The sequence below is a fragment of the Hymenobacter sp. UYCo722 genome, assembly GCF_040547115.1.
GTDB lineage: Bacteria > Bacteroidota > Bacteroidia > Cytophagales > Hymenobacteraceae > Hymenobacter.
Genome location: NZ_JBEPPC010000005.1, coordinates 68,941 through 87,838 on the forward strand (window position 1 = coordinate 68,941; position 18,898 = coordinate 87,838).

Sequence of the window (18,898 nt, forward strand, 5' to 3'; positions counted from 1 at the left end):
AGTTAACAGTGATTTTCAAACGAGGGAAAGAACAGGACTCAAATTCAACAGGAGGTTATTCACTGTTCATTGTTGCCTGTTCACTGCCTTTGCCGCCCGCGCCTTGCCGAATTCCAGAATCCGGTCGATAAACTGATACGGCGTGTAGCCAGCCAGCGCCGTTTGGTGGAAGATGCAGGTAGCCGGCGTCATGCCCGGCAGCGAGTTGACCTCGATGATAAGCACCTCCACCTCGCCCTCCTGGCGCACCCGCACGAAGGCATCAATCCGGGCGTAGCCCTGAATATCGAGCACTTCGGCCACGCGGCGCAGCACGGCTTTCACCTCGTTTGAGATGCGCTGGCGCTCCACGGCATCCACGTCGTAGCGGGCGGGGGTGATGTTCTGGCCCTCGCCGGCCAGGAATTTCTCCTCCAGGCTTAGCACCTCACCATTGGCCAGGGCCTCGCTGGCCTCAAAAACCTCGATGTCGAGCAGGCCATCCTCGTCGTAGGACGTGAGCAGGCCGCCGGTGACTTCGAGGAAGTGCGCCGCCCCGTCGCGGCTGATGAGGGTTTCGACCAGGAACGCATCCTTGCGCGGAAACTCCTCCTTAAAGCCCAGGCTCAGCACACCGGCCGGCCCGGGCAGCAGGTCCTCGTCGGTGCGGAAGATGAGCTGGCTGAAAGCTTCGAGCTCCGCGCGATTCTTGATTTTCTTCACTGCCGACGAGCAGCCGTCGTCGGCTGGCTTGGCAATAAAGGGGTAGGGAAACTGCGTTTCGAGGGCGCGGTAGAAGCTTGCGGCATCGGCCTGCCACTCCAGCTTGGGGGCCATGCGGTGCTCGGCCACCAGCAGGCCGGCCGCGCGCAGGCGCTGGTTGGTTTCGAACTTGTTGATGGTGACGCTGCTGCTGGCCACACCCGAGCCGTTGTAGGGCAGGTTGAAGCGTTCCAACTCCTGCTGCAATGCGCCGTCCTCGCCGGGCCGGCCGTGCAGGGCGATAAATACCTCGTCAACCATCTCCGCCAGCTCCTCGAACGAGATGCGGCGCGGCGGCACCAAGGCCTGTCCGGCGTAGGTACTGGTGATGGCGCTGGCCTCCTGGCGGATGCGGGCCAGGATGGGGTGCGGGGCCTCGCCGGCTTCGGCGTGCTCAATTTTCTCGCGAATGTCGTCGGCGTTGTCCTTCAGCATCACGTTCACGGGCAGCACGTAGAGCTGGTGCGCCTGGGCCGAGCCAGTGAGGAATACCGGCACCGGTGCATACTTGGCCGACGAGCTCAGCTTCTCGAAAATATTGCGGCCGCTCTCCACCGAAATGTGGCGTTCCGACGAGTAGCCGCCCATTATCACCGCCACCCGAATGCGCTCGTTGGCCTCGTGCTGGCGGCCGGCCACGGCCGCGTCGAGCTTTTCAAGTAGCGTGCCCAGCTTCACGGGGCGCAGGCCGGCGCGGCGGCGGGCCGCCAGCGACGTGCGGATGAGGTAGGTAAGAAACTGGCTGGGATTGAGTCCGATTTCGGCCGCCTGATGAAAGAAGAACGAAGCCGGCAGCATGCCCGAAGTCGTGTTCGGGTCATTCAAATACAGCTGGCCGTCGTGCCCCACAAACCCATCCAGTCGGGCGTACACCTGGAAGCCGAACGTGCGGAACATATCCTCACACGCCTCGCGGATTTCCTGAATTTTATCCTCTGGCAGGTCAATTGGCGTGATTTTGCGGGCCAGGCCGGGCAGGTACTTCGAGCGGTAGTCGAACAGTTCTTCGCCCTTCACAATCTCGGTGGGCGGCAGGGCCAGCGGCAGGCCGTTGGGGTCTTCCACCACAATGCAGCTGAACTCGCGGCCGGCCACGAAGCTTTCCACCAGCACCTGGGTTTCGCCGTCCACGTTGGTCAGGCGGATGGTTTCGGCGGTTTCAAACGCTTGGTCGAGCGCGAAAATCAGGGTTTCGGGGTGGAAAATCTGCTGGGTGCCGGGGGCTTCGGCCAGCTGCGAGTCGTCGGCCGGACCTTCGATTATGGGAGAGCCGAATTGCTCGTTTAGCACCACGGGCAGGCCAATGCCCTCGCGGATATCGGTCAGGTGCTGCACCCAGGCCACTTTGTCCTGCGCGCCTAGGCGCTCCCAGTCGGCGCGGGTCAGGGTTTTGCGGAACAGGCTCTTCTCGACGGCGACCTCAAACTTGGCTAAGTCGTCGGTATTCAGAATGCTCACGCCGATGCTGGAGCCCTGGCGGGGCGCTTTCAGCACCAGCGGCAGGCCCAGCTCGCGCACCAGGTAGGCGAGGGTGGCAGCGTGGTCGGTGCGGTCCCACTCCTCGGCCGTGATGACGCGGAAGTCGGGCGTGGGCTGGCCCAGCGCCTTCAACAGCTTTTTCTGCGCAATTTTATCGATGCCAAATGCCGAGGGCAGAATGCCGGAGCCCGAATACGGAATGCCCAGCCACTCCAGCAGGCCCTGAATGGCCCCGTCCTCACCGCCCGGCCCGTGCAGGGCCAGAAAGGCAAAGTCCATCAGCAGCGGCAGCTGCTCGGGCTGCACCTGGCGGCCCACCTTGGCAATGGCCTCAAACTTCTGGTCGTGGCTGAGCGCGCCCAGGCTTTCGATGTATACCTGCAAATGGTGCAGCGATGGCGGCTGCGAGCTCACCGGCGGGTAAAAGTCGCGGATGGTGCCTTTGTAAATAAACTGCCAGTCGAGCAGAATAAACTGCCCCAGGCTGTCGACGAAGATGGGCACGGGCTGAAACAGCGCCTTGTCCAGGTTATCGAACACGGTGCGGCCGCCGGCGAAAGAAATTTCCCGCTCGCGCGAAGTGCCCCCGAAAAAAATACCGATTTTCATAAGTGCAGCAAAGGTAAGGAGAGGGGCGGGGGAGTTGGGTGGGTGGAAGCGGTAAACCAATTAGCACGTCATGCTGAACGAAGTCGAAGCATCCCTACCGCAATAGAAATCCCTGTCAATTGGATTACGCTGTGCGGTAGAGATGCTTCGACTTCGCTCAGCATGACGTTCTTTGCCCCTACGTACCGTTTCACCCATTCCTCCTTATGAACACCCTCGATACCTACAACTTTGCCGGCAAGCGCGCCGTGATGCGCGTCGATTTCAACGTACCGCTCGATAAGGACCTGCGCATCACCGACGACACGCGCATCCGCATGGCCACCCGCTCGGTGATGAAAATCCTGAACGACGGCGGTTCCGTGGTGCTGCTCTCGCACCTGGGCCGGCCCAAGGGTGGCTTCGAGCAGAAGTATTCGCTCGAAGCTCTTGTGGCGCGCCTCTCGCAGGAATATGGCCGTGAGGTGCAGTTCGGGGGCGACGTGCTCGGGGCCGAAGCCGCCCAGAAAGCCGCCGCCCTGCAGCCCGGCCAGGTGCTGTTGATGGATAACGTGCGCTTTTATAAGGAAGAGGAAGCCGGCGACCCGGCCTTTGCCGCCAAGCTGGCCGGCCTCGGCACTGTGTATGTGAACGATGCCTTCGGCACGGCCCACCGCGCCCACGCCTCTACGGCCGTGATGGCCAACTCCTTTGCTCCGCAGGACCGGGTGGGCGGCTACCTGCTGCAATCTGAAATCGACAACGCCAAAAAGGTGCTGGAAAATGCCGAGCGGCCCTTCACCGCCATCATGGGCGGAGCCAAGATTTCGGATAAGATTCTCATCATCGAAAAGCTGCTCGATAAGGTGGATAACCTGCTCATCGGCGGGGGAATGGCCTACACGTTTGCAGTGGCCGAAGGTGGCCACGTCGGCAGCTCGCTGCTGGAAGCCGACAAGGTGGACCTGGCCCGCCAGCTCATTCAGAAAGCCAAAGACAAAGGCGTGAACCTGATGCTGCCCGCCGACTCGCTCATCGCCGACCGGTTTGCCAACGATGCCAACGTGGAGGTGGCCGCCAACCACCACATCCCCGACGGTTGGATGGGCCTCGACCTTGGCCCCGACTCGCGCGAAGCCTTCGCCGCCATCATCCGCCAGAGCAAAACCATTCTGTGGAACGGTCCGATGGGCGTGTTCGAGATGAGCAGCTTCTCGCTCGGCACCGAGTACGTGGCCCAGGCCATTGCTGAGGCCACGGCCGCCGGGGCCTACTCGCTCATTGGCGGGGGCGACTCGGCCGCGGCGGTGCAGCAGCTGGGCTTTGGCGAGCAGGTGAGCTACATCTCGACCGGCGGCGGCGCGCTGCTCGAGTACATGGAAGGCAAGGAGCTGCCCGGCGTGACGGCCCTGGGGTAAACCGCCGCTGCCAAGCAAAAAAATACCCCGGCTGCACACGCGGCCGGGGTATTTTTTTGCTTGGCAGCGGCGGTTTCGTCGTTGGTGGCTAGTTCAGGTACGGCGATTCCAGCTCCTGGCCCATGCTGTTCATGGTATCGGGACGGCGGCCGGTGAGGCGCATGCTCAGGGCCTGGGCCTCGCGGGCACTCAGCACGTCGAGCTCGCGCAGCCAGGCCACCCGGCGCAGCTGCGGCTCAATGAAGCCCAATGGGTTTACTTGCCCGTACTCGTCGCGCAGGTAGGTTTTGGTGCGGCGCTCCAACTCGGCCACCAGTGCCCGAAACCGCCGACGCTGCCAGGGCCGCCCGGCCAGCGTGATGACCAGGTGCGCCGTTTGCAGCCGAAAGGTGCTCCATTGCTGCTCGAAGCGCAGGTAGCTGGCCAGCAGGTTCAGGCCCAGCACCAACCCCCAGCCGTACAAGGCGGTGTCGGTATGGCCGGTGGCCAGCCAGTGCCGCACGGGCTCATAGCCCAGAAAGGCCAGCAGCAGGGCCGTGAGCAACAGCTGATTTACCGGAATCCGGCAACTCTCTTCGGCCTTCACCGGCAGAATCTCCTCGTAGGGAACTTCGGTTTCGAGCGTAGCTACGCCCTGGGGGTTGCGCTTGCACACGTACAGGCTTTCGGCCCGCAGAGCCACGGTGGTCGTACCTTGAAAAAGCTGCTTTTGAGTGAAAATCATTTGGGAGCTGAAGGAGAGGGTAGAAGGGGGTAGGAGAGAAAGGGTAGCAGCAGTCATTTATTTCCCTCAATCCCTACGCAAACGGGCTTGGGGTGAAGCAAAGCACAAAAATAACGAGCATCAGCCAGCCCAGCAGCCGGCGGCCGGTACTCAGGGGCCGCTCGTCGGGCGCGGGCGGGTGGTAGATGCCCGTGAGCCGGCCCAGCAGTAGCCCGAACACCAGCCAACCGGGGTTGCCGCCCAAACCTGGCCAGTAGCTGGCCGCCGCCACCTGCGCCGCCCAGATGCCCGCCGCCAGCAGCAGGCCCTGCCGCGGCCGGGGCAGCACCCGCCAGAAAATCAGGGCCAGGTAGGTCGCGTACACCGGTGCGCCATAGGCCCAGAACTGCCAGTCGTCGCGCACCGAAAAAATCCCCAGGCCCGCATAAAAGATAAAGCCTGTAAATAGCCAGGGCATGAGGCGGTTGGAGCGCGCCGGCCCCAGCAGGCCATACAGAATGTGGCCGCCGTCGAGCTGGCCCAGGGGCAGCAGGTTCAGGGCGGTAAAGAAGAGGCTGAGCGCGCCGGCCAGCAGTACCGGGTAGTGCATCAGCTCGTTAGGGTGCGGCACGCGGGCCGGGTCGGCTAGCAGCGCTTCGAGCGCACGGTAGAGTAGGGGGCGCGCCAGTTCCAGCCCTACCGCGCCGGGCGGGTACACGTGCCGGGCGTAGTCGGCCCCGTAGCGCGCGTAGTCGGGGTGAATAGTAAACAGGTACGCCAGCGGCGGCAGGTGCGTGAAGCCATACGCCAGCACGCCCACCGCTACCATAAAGCCCGCCAGCGGCCCGGCCAGCCCGATGTCGAAAAACTCGCGCCGCGAAAAAATCCGTTCCCGAATCCGAATGACCGCTCCAAAGGTGCCCAGCCCCATCGGAAACGGAATGTAGTAGGGCAGCGACGTGCGCACCCGGTTGGCCTGCGCCACGAAGTAATGCCCGAACTCGTGTACCGTGAGCACGCCCAGAAACGGCAGCGCAAAGACCAGCCCCCGCGCCCACTCGCCCGGCTGTGGTGCCGCCGGAAACTCCCAAAACCCCAGCGGCAGCAGGTCGACCGTACCCCGCGTGAGCACCACTCCGGCCAGCGTGGTGGTGAGCAGCGTGAGCACAAACAAGCCCAGGTGCAGGGCCGCCGTCCGGCCGGCTGAAAGTGCCGGCCGCTCGTAGCGCCGAAACAGCCGGCGGGCGCGGCGCGCCGCTACTGCTGGCTCGGGAGCGGCCGCGTCAGCCGGAAAGCCGGTGAAATCAGGTTCGGGACTGGGTAGGGGCGTATTCTCGGGGAAAGACACGGAGGGCTTCGGGCAGGGCGGCGGTGAGGGTGAGGGGTGGGGCCAGGTGCAGCACCCGCAGCCCCAGGCGGCGGGCCGTGGCCACGTGCTGCGGGCTGTCTTCGATGAACAACACGTCTTCGGGCTGCCAGTTCATTTCGCGCAGCACGTACCGGAAAATTTCCTCGCCCGGCTTGCGCAGGCCCACTTCCTGCGAATAAAACACCCGGTCGAGCACATCGGCGATGCCGTGCGCAAAGCCGTACTGCCCGGCCAGCCGTCGGTTTATCTCGGCAATGTGCAGGGCGTTGGTGTTCGAGAGCAGGGCGGTTTGGTGGCCCTGCCGGCGCAGCTCGGCCACCAGGGCCAGGCGCTCGGGCGGCACGCCCAGCAGCATGGCGTGCCAGGCCGCGTCGAGGTCGGCGTCGGAAGCATCGAGGGCGTAGGCTGCGCGCAGCCCGGCCCGAAACTCGGCGGGCGAGAGGTGGCCGGTTTCAAACTTATCGAACAGCGCGGCCTGGCTGGCCTGGGTAAACTCGATGGCGCTGCCCGCGCGGCTCAGGCGGCGCAGGGCGGCGGGGGTAGCAGCGTAGTCGATGTCGATGAGGACGCCGCCAAAATCAAACAATAAATGAGGAAGCATACGGCCGCTTTGGTTTTGCAGGGGCGAAGGTCGTACTTTTGCCTCGTTGGAGCGCCGGAAACGGCAGAGTTGAGGTGAAAGATGACTGCCTCCGGCACCGGGCCTATAGCTCAATCGGTTAGAGCAACTGACTCATAATCAGTAGGTCCTTGGTTCGATTCCAAGTGGGCCCACAAAAAAACCCCTCGCCGTAGCGTAAGGGGTTTTTTTATGATTAACGCGGTTTGCTGCGAAGAAGCGTCTCCTGGTTTTGCCGTAGCTGCGGATGGCTTAATTGAGCCACATCCGCTCGAATAGCTCGAAACGGTGCGGGGCAAATGCGTTGAAGTAAGGGGCCTCCCCTTCGAAGCCCAGTACGTGCACGAGCTCCAGGCCTTCGGTCCGGCTCTCGACCACGCGCACCGGGTAGGCCTGGCCTTCCACGGGCCAGTCGCCCACGTGGTTGGCCGGCCGGTTGCCGGCATCCACGCAAAAGGCATAATCCAGGTAGGGGGCAGCCGAAGTGGCTTCGGCAAAGGTGTGGTTCGCGACTTCCATAAACGAAAGGTATAAAAACGGTTTTGGAACTGAAATAACCCGGCCCGACCAACGAAGGTTTTTCGGGGTTGGCTAATCAGTTTTGTTCGCAAAGCCTAACCACGCGCGGCGCAATTTGGTGCGATTGCCAGGTATTTGCTCGATGGGGTGGGCGTTTCTCGTTGCTTCCGGTGGGGGCAGTGCGGTGCTCCGGGCAGGGGCTACTCCAGCCGCCGCAGGCCCAGTACGCCCACAATTATCAGGCTGGTATAGAATACGCTCAGCCACGAAAACGGCTGTTTGAGATAGAGCACGTCCACGAGCTTGATGCCGACTACGGCCAGCGCCATCCAGGCCGAGTAGGCCGTAGCAGTGGGAATGCTGCGCATGGCCTGCGATAGAAAAATGACGTTGGCCAGCCCAAAAGCTACGTAGGCCAGCAGCGGCAGCACCGGCAGCAGCAGCGTGGGCTGCCCCAGACTATGCGCCCAGGCTATTTCCTTGATGCGCTGCATGCTCAGCGCCTTGAGGCTATACGTCCAGCAAACCTCCATAAAAGAGGCCAGAAACAGGGAAAACCAGGGATTAATCAACGGGACGAAGCGGCAGCGATGGGAGGGTGAGAAGAAGCGATGGGGGCCGGAGCTGCGCTAAAATTACCGCCCGGCCGCTGCGCCGGAATGGTCGTCGTATGTGGTTCGGGCACGGGCCAGCCATGTAGCGGGCGCAGGGCAGGTACCCGGTTGGTAAGTTTGGTCAGCAGCCGGCTGCGTAGGCCGTGGTAGCCGCGGAACAGCCAGGAGCGTCGGGCCAGGTCTTCCTCATCGAAACGAGCCACGGAAAAAACGTGCTGACTGAAGTAATCCTTCGGAAAAGCGTAGGGCAGGCCCCACTTCAGAGGCTTGTGGTCGGGCCGGTAGGCGGTGCCAAAAATCCAGTCCCAGAAGGCAAATTTGGTCGAGAAGTTGGCGTAGAACACTTCCTCGTGGTCGGCGTGGTGCCAGAGGTGCATCTCGGGGCCGTTGATGAAGTACTGCAGGCGGCCCGAGCGCACGTCGATGTTGCAGTGAATCCAGATGCCCCATACGGCATCGATGCAGGCCTTGATGGGCACCACCATGGGGTCGGCCCCGAGCAGGATAATCGGCGCAAACTCGATGGTCTGGTTGATAATAATTTCCAGGGCGTGCGAGCGGGAGCCGGCCAGCCAGTCGACCTGCTTGCCCGAGTGGTGCGCCTCGTGGGTGCGCCAAAAAAGCGGGCTGCTGTGCTGAAACCGATGAAACCAGTAGATGTAAAAGTCGTGGGTAATCACGAAAAACAGCACCTGCGCCCAGATGGGCCAGCCCGTCACAAAATGCAGCTTCGAGAAGCCGAAATGCTGGTCGAGCGGCAGAATGATATAATCGAAAATGACGATTTTCAAGGCAAAACTCTGCACGAAGGTGTAGAGCACGAGGTCCGTCCAGAAGCCTTCACGGAAGAACGGCAGGCCTCTGCGGTAGGGAATAATCCGCTCCAGCGTAATCACGATGGCCACCCAGACGAGCAGAATGGCCGTGGTAATGAGTTCGACGTGGTGCATGGGGTGGGCGGCTTCTTGTTTATCGAAAGAACGTCATGCTGAGCGCAGCCGAAGCATCTCTACCGGGGAAGTAATTCATTTACTAGTGCGGTAGAGATGCTTCGGCTGCGCTCAGCATGACGTTCTGTTTATGTTTAGGCGGTTCGAGAGTTTAACCCGTAAGCCCTATTCCTGGTTCGGCGTCAGCTCGCGGCGCAGGCGGGCGCGGGGCTCCAGCTCCGAGTCGTACACGCGCTTCACGCCATCGCCGAGACCTTCCTCCACGTCGCGGATGTCGCGCACGAGCTTGGCCATGCCGCCGGGCTCGACGGAGGCGGCGTGGTCGGAGCCCCACATGGCGCGGTCCAGCGTGAAATGGCGCTCCACGAAGGCGGCGCCCAGCGTGACGGCAGCCACGGTGGTAGCCAGGCCGGTTTCGTGGCCCGAGTAACCGATGGGCGTGGTCGGGAACATGGCTTGCAGCACGGGCACCATGCGGAGGTTCAATTCGGCGGGCGGGCAGGGATAGGAGGAGGTGGAGTGCGCAATCATCAGCTTATCGAGCCCCACCCATTTCACGGCTTGGTTAATTTCATCCAGCGTGCTCATGCCGGTGCTCAGCATCAGCGGGCGGCCGGTGGCGCGCACGCGGTCGAGCAGGGGCTTATCGGTGAGCGAGGCGGAGGCCATTTTGTAGAGCACGGGCGCGAATTGTTCCATGAAATCCACCGACGGCTCGTCCCAGCACGAGGCAAACCAGTCGATGCCCAGGGCCCGGCAATAGTCGTCGATGGCCGTGTATTCGGCCTGGCCGAACTCAGTTTTGCGCTTGTAGTCGATGTAGCTCATGCGGCCCCAGGGGGTGTCGCGCTGCTTTTCCCACTGGTCTTTGGGCACGCACAGCTCGGGCGTGCGCTTCTGAAATTTCACGGCGTCGCAACCGGCCTTGGCGGCTTCGGCAATCAGCTGCTTGGCCAGGTCGAGCGAGCCGTTGTGGTTGATGCCGATTTCGGCAATGATGTAGGCCGGGTGGCCCGCGCCAATAAACCGGTTTTTATGAATCTCAACAGCTTGCATAAGGCGAAAGGTGAAAAGGTGAAGTTGATTGTAGCACATACTTTAGCTTGTGCCCAGTTGGTTTAAGCGCAAGCTAAAGCATGCGCTACAAGGATTTAAATGGCCGTCCAGCCGCCGTCCACGACCAGGTTAGCCCCGGTCATGTAAGCCGAGGCATCCGACGCCAGAAAGACGATGGCACCCTGGTAGTCGGTAGGCGTGGCCATGCGGCCGAGCGGCGTCTTGGCGCTGTATTGCTTAATGAAAAATTCGTCCTGGCTGTTCTCTACCCCGCCGGGCGACAGGGTGTTCACGCGCACGCCGGCCGCGCCCCAATAGGCGGCCAGGTAGCGGGTGAAGTTCACCACCGCGCCCTTGGTCATGGGGTAGGAGGGTGATTTATAAAAGGTTTGCTCGCCGGCCTCGTTGCGGTAAATGCTCTGGTCGGGCCCCACGAGGCCGTAGGTGCTGGCCACGTTGATGATGCTGCCGTGGCCCTGCTGCGCCATGGGCGTACCGAATACCTGCGCCGCCAGAAATACCCCCGTTACGTTCACGTCCAGCACTTTCTGAAAGGTGGCCAGCGGAAAGTTTTCAAACTTGCTCAACTCAGCCGCCAGGGCCGGATTCTCGAACATGTCGTTGATGGCGGCATTGTTCACCAGCACGTCGATATGGCCGAAGCGGGCCAGAATCTGGTCGCGCGCGGCGGTCAGCGACTCCGGGCTGGTTACATCCACGGCCACCGCCAGATGCGGGCCGCCGCCCAGCCCAAAGGCTACCGTGGCGGCCGCTTCGGCATTCAGGTCGGCCACGACCACGTTGGCCCCGGCGGCAGCCAGGGCCGCGCAGTGCTGCCGGCCGATGAGTCCGCAGGCCCCGGTGACGATGGCGGTTTTGTTGGTGAGGTCGAAGAGGTTCAAGTTGTCTGCTATGTCTTAACTAAAAATCAGACCGTCATGCTGCGCTCAGCATGACGTTCATTTTATAAAGCGTGTTCTTACTTCACCTTCGCCGGTGCGGCATTGGTCACCTTGCGGAACACGGCTTCCACCGGTTCGCCCAGCAGGCGGGCGGCTACATCACCGGCTTCGATGGCCGCTTTGAGCAGCGGCAGCACCTCGCGGTAGGTCGAGAGGGTGTAGGCTACGTCCTCATCCGAGTGCGAGAAGCACATATTGTGGAAGCCGCCCCACATGATGCCGCGCTTGAACAGTTCCTGCTGCATGAAAGCCTTTAGCTCCATGCCGTTGCCGGCCGAAGGGTCGAAGGTGACGATGCTGCGGCAGTCGTAGCCGTAGCACTTGGTGTAGCTGGTCAGGCCCAGCTCGGCGGCGATTTCGTTGTAGCCGTCCTTGAGCTTTTTGCCCTGTTCGGCGAGGCGGGCGGGCACATTCTTTTCGCGCATTTCGGCGATGGTGGCCACGGCGGCGGCCATGCTCAGGGCCTCGCCGCCGAACGTGGTGAAGAAGAACACGTCCTGCTCAAATAGCTCCATCACGTCGCGCCGGCCGGTGAGCAGGGCAATGGGCATGCCGTTGGCAAACGCCTTGGAATACACCGCCAAATCGGGGGTGATGCCGAAGTACTCCTGCGCGCCACCCACCGCCACGCGGAAGCCGGTCCACATCTCGTCAAAAATCAGCAGCGTGCCGTTCTCCTTGCACAGCCGGGCTACCTCGTGCAGGAAATTGTCCTTAGGCGCATCGAAAATAAACGGCTCCAGAATCACGCAGGCCACGTTTTCGTCGAGCAGGGCTTTCAGCGAGTTGAGGTTGTTGTATTCAAAGGCGGCGGTCAAATCCTTGGTTTCCTGCGGGATTCCCTTGTCGCGGCTGGTGGTGCCGATGTACCAGTCGTGCCAGCCGTGGTAGCCGCAGCACAGCACTTTGTCGCGGCCGGTGAAGGCCCGCGCCACGCGCACCGCCGCCGAGCAAACGTCCGCGCCGGTCTTGCTGATGCGGATGCTTTCGGCGTTGGGAATAATCTCGTGAATCAGCTCCGAGAGCTCCACTTCCAGCTCGTGCATCATCGAGAAAGTAATGCCGTCTTCGAGCTGTTTTTTGATGGCATTATCAACCCGCTCGTAGGCGTAGCCGAGGGAAATGGGGCCGATACCCATCTGGAAGTCAAGGTACTCGTTGCCGTCCACGTCCCAGATGTGGGAGCCTTTGGCGCGCTTCACGTACTTGGGACTCACGCCCTTGGTGTACTGGCCAGGACCTTTGGCGAGCGTCTGGGTCACCGGTGTCATGATGCGTTGAGCGCGGGCGTAGAGCTCGTCCGACTTGGTGATGTCGGGGTAGTTTTCGTTGGAAGAAACGGTATTGGGCATAGGGTGGGGTGTTAATCGATTAATTCTGAACGTCATGCTGAGCGCAGCCGAAGCATCTCTACCGCTTCGTTGTATCAGCTTTAATTACTACTGGGGTAGAGATGCTTCGGCTGCGCTCAGCATGACGTTCTGTTGGGTTTCGCTCGGTTATTCCGCAAACTGGTTTTCCAGCACCGCCGGGCCGGCCGCAATACTCGCGCCCGATTCGCCCAAATGCTCCGTAATACGCCGGGCGATGTGCTGCCCGGTGAAGCCCTCGTATTCGAGCACGGCGCTGAGGCGGCCGGGTCGGTACCACCGCTCCTCCAGCGCCAGCGGCAGCACGCGGGCCGTGAGCTGGTTGCGCAGCAACACCTCGGCCAGAATGGAATACAGGCCGCCGGTGATAAAATGGTCCTCTACCGTGACGATGAGGCTGCCGCGCCGCACCACGGCCAGCAGCGCCGCTTCGTCGATGGGCTTGAGGCTACGCAGGTTGAGGAGGCCCACGGACTTGCCCTGGGCTTGCAGCAGCTCGCGGGCCACCAGCGTCTGCTCGAAGAGCATGCCGTAGGTGAGGATGGTGACGTCGGTGCCCTCGGCCACGATTTCGGCCTTGCCCATTTCGAAGGGGGCGTGCGCGTAGGTGGCCGGACGGGTGTTGATGCGCACGTAGGCCGGCGCGGGCGACGCCCAGATGGCGGGCAGCATGGCCAGCATGTCCTGTTCGTCGGCGGGGGCGAAAACCGTCATGCCTGGGATGCCGCGCATCAGGCTCACGTCCTCAATGGCCTGGTGGGTGGGGCCGTTGCCGTCGGAGAGGAAGCCGGGCACAAAGCCGCTGAGCTTCACCGGCAGCTGGCCGATGCCTACGTCGGTGCGGATAAATTCGAAGGCCCGCAGCGTGAGGAAAGTGGCCAGCGCGTGCACCACCGGCACGCGCCCGCGCAGGGCCAGCCCAGCCGCCGCGCCAATGAGCGTCTGCTCAGTAATGCCGGTATCAATAAAGCGCGGGCCGAGCACAGCCGGCAGGCTGCGGATAAGGGCGCGGTTTTCGGCCGTCATCACCACGATGCGCTCATCGGCGAGGGCGGTTTCTTTGATTAGCTCTTCGTAAGTCATGGTCTTGTTTACCTAAATCGTTGGCACGTCATGCTGAGCGTAGCCGAAGCATCTCTACCGCAGTAGTAATCAACGCTATTGCAACGAAGCGGTAGAGATGCTTCGGCTGCGCTCAGCATGACGTTCCTTTACGGTTTTTATTTACCGCACCGTCAGCGTTTCGCTGGTGAGGCGGGTGGCTTCCTGGGTGTGCAGCTCCTTCAGCAGCGCCGTCACTTCTTCCGCCGAGAAGTTGCAGAACCACCTATCGGCCCGCGCCTCGATACTGGGCAGGCCGCGCCCGCGCACCGTGTCGCAGATGATGACCGAAGGCTTCGTGGCGGAAAAGGGCAGGGCCGCGAACGCGGCTTCCAACTGCGCGAAGTCGTGCCCGTCGATGCGCCGCACCTCGCAGCCGAAAGCCTCGAACTTGGGCGCCATGGGCTCCAGCGGAATCAGGTCTTCGGTGGCCACGTTGGCCTGAAAGTGGTTGCGGTCGACCACCAGCGTGAGGTTGTTGACCTGGTGCGCGCTGGCTACCAGCAGGCTTTCCCACACGGTGCCCTCGTTCAGTTCGCCGTCGCCGGTGATGACGATGACCTTGTTGTTCTGGCCGCGCATGCGGCAGTCCATGGCCACGCCCAGGGCCACGCTGGGCAGGTGCCCGAGCGAGCCCGAGTGAAATTCTACGCCCGGCACGTGCCGGTTGGGGTGCCAGTAAATGTGGTCGTCGGTGCTCAGGTGCTGGTCGAGCCGCTCCTTCGACATAAAGCCGAGCTCCACGAACGTGCCGTAGAGGGCCGGCACGTCGTGGCCCTTGCTCAGGAACAGGTAGTCGCGGGTGGGGTCGGTCAGGTTGTCGGGCCGCACGTTCAGGCAGTCGGCGTAGAGGTACACCAGTAGGTCGGCGCAGCTCAGCGACGCCCCGGTAAAGCAACCGCCGTCGGTGCTCAGGCGCACGATGTGCTCACGCACGCGCAGGGCCAGGGCTTCGAGTTCTTTGCGTTTTTGGTCAGTCATAAGTAGGGTGCGGGGCTTGTCCCCGCCCGTCGTTGAACGGAAAACGGAATGAGAGGTAAGTGCGAACGGCCGGGCGGGGGCAACCGAAGGACAGCGAAGCCCCATTACTACGGGGTTCGGGTTTGCGAGGAATCGACGGTTTTCAGCTCATCCAAGTGGTTGCGGTACCAGTTTACGCCGGCGTAGCGGGCATTCAGCTGGGCAATGGCGGGGTGTTTTTCGAGTAGCGCCAGGATATCCGGTAGGCCAAAGGTCGGGTTCGTGGGGTGGAGCCCGTCATACACGGCCTTTATGAAATCGTAATCTTCGGGGTAGTCGATGGTCCAGCGGTGGCTCATTGAGTAATCGAGGCCAGCTCCCCACTCCACATTGCCCAGCCGAAAGCGGCCGGGATTCTCCCAGAAAAAAGGGGTGGTGTGCTCGCGCTCCAAGGGCCGCCGGGCTTCGCGCCAGGCCGTTTCCAAGGCTACCATGGGCATTACTTCCACGTCGTTGCCGTCGGGGAAGGTAGCAGGGTGCAGGTTGCCTACGTAGTCGTAGCGCTCGGCAAAATCGAGGTAAAAACGCACTACTTCGTCAATCACGGCCGGGTCGATGAGCGGGCAGTCGGAGGGGATTTTCAGCACCACGTCGGCCCCGTAGTGGCGGGCGGCCTGGTAGTGGCGGTCGAGCAAGTCCAGCGCATCGCCCCGAAAACACTCGACGCCGTGGGCGACGCACAGCTCCGCAATGGCATCATCGGCGGCCTCGGTGGTGGTGGCTACGACCACGGTGCCGGCCAGGCGGGCGCGTTGCACCCGCTGCACCATGCGCACCAGCAGGGGCTGGCCGGCCAGCGGCAGCAGCACCTTGCCCGGCAGGCGCGACGAGCCCATGCGGGCCTGCACAACGGTCAGAATCTGGGGGAGAGGCATAGGCGGGCGGTGGCAGTTACCGCGTAGGCGGTCAAGAAACGGAAATACGCTAAAATTGGTCGGCCGGGCAACTGGTTAGTTGGTAAGAATTTGGTTAATAACTTCTTAAAATACTGCTGCCCAATGCTACCGCTGCACTGCTGCGGCTACCGGCTCGGCCACGACTGCAAAGGCCTCGGCATCGAGCTGCCGCAAAAAGTCCGGCCCGCTGCCCGCAAACCGGCCAAAGCCCCGGCAAATGGCCGCGATGCGCCGGGCCGAGGTGCCGCCGTTCTGCCAGGGCAGCTTGCGGCGCAGGTCGGCTACGTCGAAATAGGAATGCACCGGCTTGCCCAAGGCCAGCCCCACATACACCACCGTCGAATATTGAGTGATGAGCTCCAGGCAGTTGGCAATCATGTGGTCGGTGTTGCCTTCGGTAAAAATTAGCGTGCCGGGCGGGGCGTGCGCCTTTATTTCGTCCACGGCGCGGGGGAGTTCTTCGTTGGGGTGCAGCTTGAAGGCCAGCGGCCGGCCAGCCGCGATGCGGGCGCACTCGCGGATGAATTTGGGGCGGTTTTCGGGGGTGAAGGTTTCGCGGAGGTCCGAAGTAGCTACCAGCACGTAGCCGTGGTGCGGGAAGTCGTTGTGCCGCACCCGCTCAATGTGGTCGAAATTGGGAATGCCCGTTACAATGAGCTTGTCGGCCGCAACGCCCACGCGGGCGAAGTGCTCGCGGTAGCCTTCCGAAGCCACGCAGTAGATGTCGCAGCAGTTGTTCATGCCGTTGAGGGCCGTGCCGATGGCCAGGATGGGGAAGCGGGTAAAACGCCGCACCAGCCGCGCCCAGCGGTTGAGCGGGTCGGTCATGCCTTCCTGCACGAAAATGGTCTTCGTCTTTTTTACCAGTGGCCAGGGTACCACTACGTCGGAGCAGCACACGATGAGGTCGTACGTGTTGCCAAATACGCGGGCCTCGAAATCATTGCGCAGGCCGTGCTCGGCCAGGTACCTGTCGGCTTTGGCCTTTATTTTTCCGGTAACGATGGTTTTGTCCAGGCCCTTGCTCCAGAGTAGGAATTGGTAGAAGCCGCGCTGCCAGCCGTCGTAATAGAGCTGGCTGAAATAGGGCTCAAACTCGTCGTCCAGCAGCTGCGCAATCTGGTGCATCTGCGTGGTCTGGTTGGGCGAGCCAATGAGAAACAGAACCTTTTTTCGGGACATGCGGCAAGAAAGGCAGGAATCGCGAAATTACGTCTTCCCCGGTATTCAACTGTGCAACCGCCAGCCCGCACGCACGGTTTGGGCCCGTTGCCAGGCACGGCAGACCCAAAACCGGCACGATGGCGGACTTCTCCACCCGTACGTAAGTTAAACGGGGTGGTAAGGGGCGGCCTACGTCCAAAAATACGCGCTTCTGCGTACGCCCGATACCTGGTCTGCCCGTCTACCTTTGTCGTTCGCCCTTTCCACGCATCCTTGCCGTAGGGTTTTTCGTTGAAAGGGGCCCCTGCCGCCAACCGCGCAGAGCCGGTTCCACTCACTGTCCATTCGCCCGCTGCCATGCTCATGTCCTCCACCATGCCCGACACCGATGGCAGCCGCTGCATCCTCACCCTCGACGAGGAAGGATGGCTGCGGGCCACCTGGCGCGGCTTTGTTGACCCGATAGAGGCCTTCGATGGAGCCGACAACTACCTGCGCAAGCTGGCCGAGCTGCACTGCGCCTACCTGCTCAACGACAACTCAACCCTGACGGGCCCCTGGTTCGATTCGGTCGACTGGCTGGAGCGCGTGTGGGTGCCGCAGTCCCGGCAGCTGGGCCTGCGCTACGTGGCCCACGTGGTGCAGGCCGATGCCTTGTCCGATACCATCACCACCTATTTGCGCGGGGCCGAGGTGGGTGGGCTGGTGGTGCAGATTTTTCAGCAGGTGAGCGAAGCCGAAGCCTGGCTCCGCCACTGCCAGCTGGTGGAAGCCGGCGTGGAATAGCCGGCCAACCCGCCGTAATTTCGGGCCCGCCATGAACGACCCGGAAATCCGCGCCCTGCTCTACCCGCTGCTGCTGGGTGGCGTGCGCATTGATGAGCTGCCCACCGGTACCACCCGGGCCGACGTGGTGCACATCACCGCGCACTTCATGCACGGCTACGAGGTGAAGGGCGACGGCGACACCCTGCAACGGGTGGCCAACCAGCTGCGCTGCTACGGCGAAGTCTACGACTTTGTCACCTTCATCATCACCGAAAAGCACCTGCCCAAGCTGCTGCCGCTGCTGCCCGAGTGGGTGGGCGTGCTGGTGGCTTCGGCCGAAGGGCTGCGGCCGCACCGCGCCGCCGGCTACAATGCCACCGTATCGCTGGCCCCGCTGGCCCGGCTGATTCTGCTGGAAGAGGTGAAGCAATTCCTGCTGGCCCGGGGGCTGGCGGGGGCCAGCACGCTGCGCAGCCGGGAAATTGGCCAGTTTCTGCGCACTACGAATACGGTACCGCTGTCCAGCTTGGCGCAGTACGTGCGCGACCGTCTCATGGCCCGGCTGCCCGAGCGCCTGCTCATGCGGGCCGAGCGCAAGGCCGAGCGCGACCGCTTGCCGCCCCGCCGCAAAAAGGCGCGGCCTAAGGCCAAGAAGAAGAAGCCCGCCGGGCGCAGGAAAACGGCCTTGTAGTGCGAGTGCTTCGCAATAAAGTGTAGGGCACTCGCGTCCGGCGACGGGTATTATTTCTTTTTCAGCGCCCTGGCTACGGCCTCGTTGAGTAGGGGTTCCATTGCGCGGTAGCCGGCGAGGTTGGGGTGCACGCCGTCGGCGCCGTAGGCTTTTTTAAGGCCGTTCTGGTCGTCTTTCAGGGCGGTGTGCAGGTCGTAATAAGTGAAGTGCTGCTGGGCGGCGTAGGCTTCGATGCGCTCGTTGAGCGCCAGGATTTTCGGGGCCGGATTCAGCCCCTTATGCCACCAGAAATCGGTGCTGGGAGCTACCGCACCCAGCACTACCCCGATGCCGTGGGCCCGGGCCAGCTCGCACATTGTCATGATGTTATTCAGCGTATGCTGCGGGTTGTAGGGGCCGTTGTTTTCGGCCACGTCGTTGGTGCCCACCAGCATAACGACCACGGCCGGGTGCAGGTCCAGCACATCGGCCCGGAAACGTAGCACCGTCTGGCCCGAGGCCTGGCCGCCAATGCCCCGGCCCACATACTCGTAAGCCCTGCCCCGGAAAAAAGCCGAATCCTGCTTCACCCAACCCTCGGTGATGGAGTTGCCGATGATGACCACCCGGGGCCGGCCGGGCCGGGGCGCGGGCAGGCGCTGGTTGGCCGCCGCGTACTGCTGCAGGTTGGGCCAGTCGTTGCGCAGCAGGTAATCCTGGCGCTGGCGGTAGGCCTCGTCGGCCGCTTTTTTGGCGTCGGCGTCGGTGGGTTGCTGGGCGCGGGCGGTGGGGCTCAGGAGCAGGCCGGTCAGCAGCAGCGCGGCGCGCAGAAGTTGGGGGAAAGTCATGCCGAATGCTAATTAGCGCGTTATGCTTCCGCTGGCGTCCGCT

General features: G+C 62.5%; 18 protein-coding genes and 1 tRNA gene. 4 read left to right on the top strand and 15 right to left on the bottom strand.

Annotated features, from left to right (window positions below):
• Positions 1 to 66 precede the first annotated feature (66 nt).
• Complete coding sequence (locus ABIB44_RS13405) at positions 67 to 2,829, bottom strand: D-alanine--D-alanine ligase family protein (protein ID WP_354585152.1); 2,763 nt, start codon at positions 2,827 to 2,829, stop codon at positions 67 to 69.
• Positions 2,830 to 3,035: 206 nt separating this feature from the next.
• Here ABIB44_RS13405 and ABIB44_RS13410 point away from each other — a divergent pair, with 206 nt between their 5' ends.
• Positions 3,036 to 4,226, top strand: a complete 1,191-nt coding sequence (locus tag ABIB44_RS13410; protein ID WP_354585153.1) for a phosphoglycerate kinase — start codon at positions 3,036 to 3,038, stop codon at positions 4,224 to 4,226.
• Positions 4,227 to 4,314: 88 nt separating this feature from the next.
• Here ABIB44_RS13410 and ABIB44_RS13415 read toward each other — a convergent pair whose 3' ends face one another.
• The 3 genes from ABIB44_RS13415 to ABIB44_RS13425 all read right to left on the bottom strand — a co-directional run bounded on the left by ABIB44_RS13415 (position 4,315) and on the right by ABIB44_RS13425 (position 6,899).
• Entirely contained in the window at positions 4,315 to 4,950 is a 636-nt protein-coding gene (locus ABIB44_RS13415; protein WP_354585154.1) for a hypothetical protein, read from the bottom strand.
• Between the two features lie 73 nt (positions 4,951 to 5,023).
• Entirely contained in the window at positions 5,024 to 6,277 is a 1,254-nt protein-coding gene (locus ABIB44_RS13420) for a site-2 protease family protein (RefSeq protein ID WP_354585155.1), read from the bottom strand.
• Positions 6,234 to 6,899 (bottom strand): HAD family hydrolase, encoded by a 666-nt coding sequence (locus ABIB44_RS13425; RefSeq protein WP_354585156.1) that lies wholly within the window; start codon positions 6,897 to 6,899, stop codon positions 6,234 to 6,236. Before ABIB44_RS13425 ends, ABIB44_RS13420 begins: the two co-directional genes overlap by 44 nt.
• Before the next feature lie 99 nt (positions 6,900 to 6,998).
• Between ABIB44_RS13425 and ABIB44_RS13430 the strand changes: the two genes are divergently transcribed.
• Positions 6,999 to 7,072: transfer RNA gene (locus tag ABIB44_RS13430), tRNA-Ile, on the top strand.
• Positions 7,073 to 7,169: 97 nt separating this feature from the next.
• On the opposite strand, the gene ABIB44_RS13435 is transcribed toward ABIB44_RS13430, so the two are convergent.
• The 10 genes from ABIB44_RS13435 to ABIB44_RS13480 all read right to left on the bottom strand — a co-directional run bounded on the left by ABIB44_RS13435 (position 7,170) and on the right by ABIB44_RS13480 (position 16,587).
• On the bottom strand, positions 7,170 to 7,436 hold the full coding sequence (locus ABIB44_RS13435) for a hypothetical protein (protein ID WP_354585157.1): 267 nt from the start codon (positions 7,434 to 7,436) through the stop codon (positions 7,170 to 7,172).
• A 200-nt stretch (positions 7,437 to 7,636) separates the two neighbouring features.
• A complete protein-coding gene (locus ABIB44_RS13440) occupies positions 7,637 to 8,008 on the bottom strand; it encodes a DMT family transporter (protein WP_354585158.1) in 372 nt (123 codons plus the stop codon).
• On the bottom strand, positions 8,005 to 9,000 hold the full coding sequence (locus ABIB44_RS13445) for a sterol desaturase family protein (protein ID WP_354585159.1): 996 nt from the start codon (positions 8,998 to 9,000) through the stop codon (positions 8,005 to 8,007). The genes ABIB44_RS13440 and ABIB44_RS13445 overlap by 4 nt, the downstream gene beginning before the upstream one ends.
• A 165-nt stretch (positions 9,001 to 9,165) precedes the next feature.
• Entirely contained in the window at positions 9,166 to 10,056 is an 891-nt protein-coding gene (locus tag ABIB44_RS13450; protein WP_354585160.1) for an N-acetylneuraminate synthase family protein, read from the bottom strand.
• A gap of 95 nt (positions 10,057 to 10,151) precedes the next feature.
• Complete coding sequence (locus ABIB44_RS13455; RefSeq protein WP_354585161.1) at positions 10,152 to 10,958, bottom strand: SDR family oxidoreductase; 807 nt, start codon at positions 10,956 to 10,958, stop codon at positions 10,152 to 10,154.
• 77 nt (positions 10,959 to 11,035) lie between these two features.
• Entirely contained in the window at positions 11,036 to 12,370 is a 1,335-nt protein-coding gene (locus ABIB44_RS13460; RefSeq protein WP_354585162.1) for an aminotransferase class III-fold pyridoxal phosphate-dependent enzyme, read from the bottom strand.
• 147 nt (positions 12,371 to 12,517) lie between these two features.
• Positions 12,518 to 13,471, bottom strand: coding sequence for a transketolase family protein (locus ABIB44_RS13465; protein ID WP_354585163.1), 954 nt, complete (start codon positions 13,469 to 13,471; stop codon positions 12,518 to 12,520).
• Between the two features lie 141 nt (positions 13,472 to 13,612).
• Positions 13,613 to 14,470, bottom strand: coding sequence for a transketolase (locus ABIB44_RS13470; RefSeq protein WP_354585164.1), 858 nt, complete (start codon positions 14,468 to 14,470; stop codon positions 13,613 to 13,615).
• 107 nt (positions 14,471 to 14,577) lie between these two features.
• Complete coding sequence (locus ABIB44_RS13475; RefSeq protein WP_354585165.1) at positions 14,578 to 15,384, bottom strand: cytidylyltransferase domain-containing protein; 807 nt, start codon at positions 15,382 to 15,384, stop codon at positions 14,578 to 14,580.
• A gap of 126 nt (positions 15,385 to 15,510) precedes the next feature.
• Entirely contained in the window at positions 15,511 to 16,587 is a 1,077-nt protein-coding gene (locus tag ABIB44_RS13480) for a glycosyltransferase family protein (protein WP_354585166.1), read from the bottom strand.
• 339 nt (positions 16,588 to 16,926) lie between these two features.
• Between ABIB44_RS13480 and ABIB44_RS13485 the strand changes: the two genes are divergently transcribed.
• Positions 16,927 to 17,355, top strand: a complete 429-nt coding sequence (locus ABIB44_RS13485) for a hypothetical protein (RefSeq protein ID WP_354585167.1) — start codon at positions 16,927 to 16,929, stop codon at positions 17,353 to 17,355.
• Between the two features lie 31 nt (positions 17,356 to 17,386).
• Positions 17,387 to 18,028, top strand: a complete 642-nt coding sequence (locus tag ABIB44_RS13490) for a sce7726 family protein (protein ID WP_354585168.1) — start codon at positions 17,387 to 17,389, stop codon at positions 18,026 to 18,028.
• Positions 18,029 to 18,078: 50 nt separating this feature from the next.
• On the opposite strand, the gene ABIB44_RS13495 is transcribed toward ABIB44_RS13490, so the two are convergent.
• A complete protein-coding gene (locus ABIB44_RS13495) occupies positions 18,079 to 18,855 on the bottom strand; it encodes a GDSL-type esterase/lipase family protein (protein ID WP_354585169.1) in 777 nt (258 codons plus the stop codon).
• Positions 18,856 to 18,898: the final 43 nt, after the last annotated feature.

Excerpts from the sequence above, each read along its gene's own strand:
- ABIB44_RS13405 (WP_354585152.1), bottom strand. The coding sequence starts at position 2,829 with ATGAAAATCGGTATTTTTTTCGGGGGCACTTCGCGCGAGCGGGAAATT.
- ABIB44_RS13410 (WP_354585153.1), top strand. The coding sequence starts at position 3,036 with ATGAACACCCTCGATACCTACAACTTTGCCGGCAAGCGCGCCGTGATG.
- ABIB44_RS13415 (WP_354585154.1), bottom strand. The coding sequence starts at position 4,950 with ATGATTTTCACTCAAAAGCAGCTTTTTCAAGGTACGACCACCGTGGCT.
- ABIB44_RS13425 (WP_354585156.1), bottom strand. The coding sequence starts at position 6,899 with ATGCTTCCTCATTTATTGTTTGATTTTGGCGGCGTCCTCATCGACATC.
- ABIB44_RS13435 (WP_354585157.1), bottom strand. The coding sequence starts at position 7,436 with ATGGAAGTCGCGAACCACACCTTTGCCGAAGCCACTTCGGCTGCCCCC.
- ABIB44_RS13445 (WP_354585159.1), bottom strand. The coding sequence starts at position 9,000 with ATGCACCACGTCGAACTCATTACCACGGCCATTCTGCTCGTCTGGGTG.
- ABIB44_RS13450 (WP_354585160.1), bottom strand. The coding sequence starts at position 10,056 with ATGCAAGCTGTTGAGATTCATAAAAACCGGTTTATTGGCGCGGGCCAC.
- ABIB44_RS13460 (WP_354585162.1), bottom strand. The coding sequence starts at position 12,370 with ATGCCCAATACCGTTTCTTCCAACGAAAACTACCCCGACATCACCAAG.
- ABIB44_RS13465 (WP_354585163.1), bottom strand. The coding sequence starts at position 13,471 with ATGACTTACGAAGAGCTAATCAAAGAAACCGCCCTCGCCGATGAGCGC.
- ABIB44_RS13470 (WP_354585164.1), bottom strand. The coding sequence starts at position 14,470 with ATGACTGACCAAAAACGCAAAGAACTCGAAGCCCTGGCCCTGCGCGTG.
- ABIB44_RS13475 (WP_354585165.1), bottom strand. The coding sequence starts at position 15,384 with ATGCCTCTCCCCCAGATTCTGACCGTTGTGCAGGCCCGCATGGGCTCG.
- ABIB44_RS13480 (WP_354585166.1), bottom strand. The coding sequence starts at position 16,587 with ATGTCCCGAAAAAAGGTTCTGTTTCTCATTGGCTCGCCCAACCAGACC.
- ABIB44_RS13485 (WP_354585167.1), top strand. The coding sequence starts at position 16,927 with ATGCTCATGTCCTCCACCATGCCCGACACCGATGGCAGCCGCTGCATC.
- ABIB44_RS13490 (WP_354585168.1), top strand. The coding sequence starts at position 17,387 with ATGAACGACCCGGAAATCCGCGCCCTGCTCTACCCGCTGCTGCTGGGT.
- ABIB44_RS13495 (WP_354585169.1), bottom strand. The coding sequence starts at position 18,855 with ATGACTTTCCCCCAACTTCTGCGCGCCGCGCTGCTGCTGACCGGCCTG.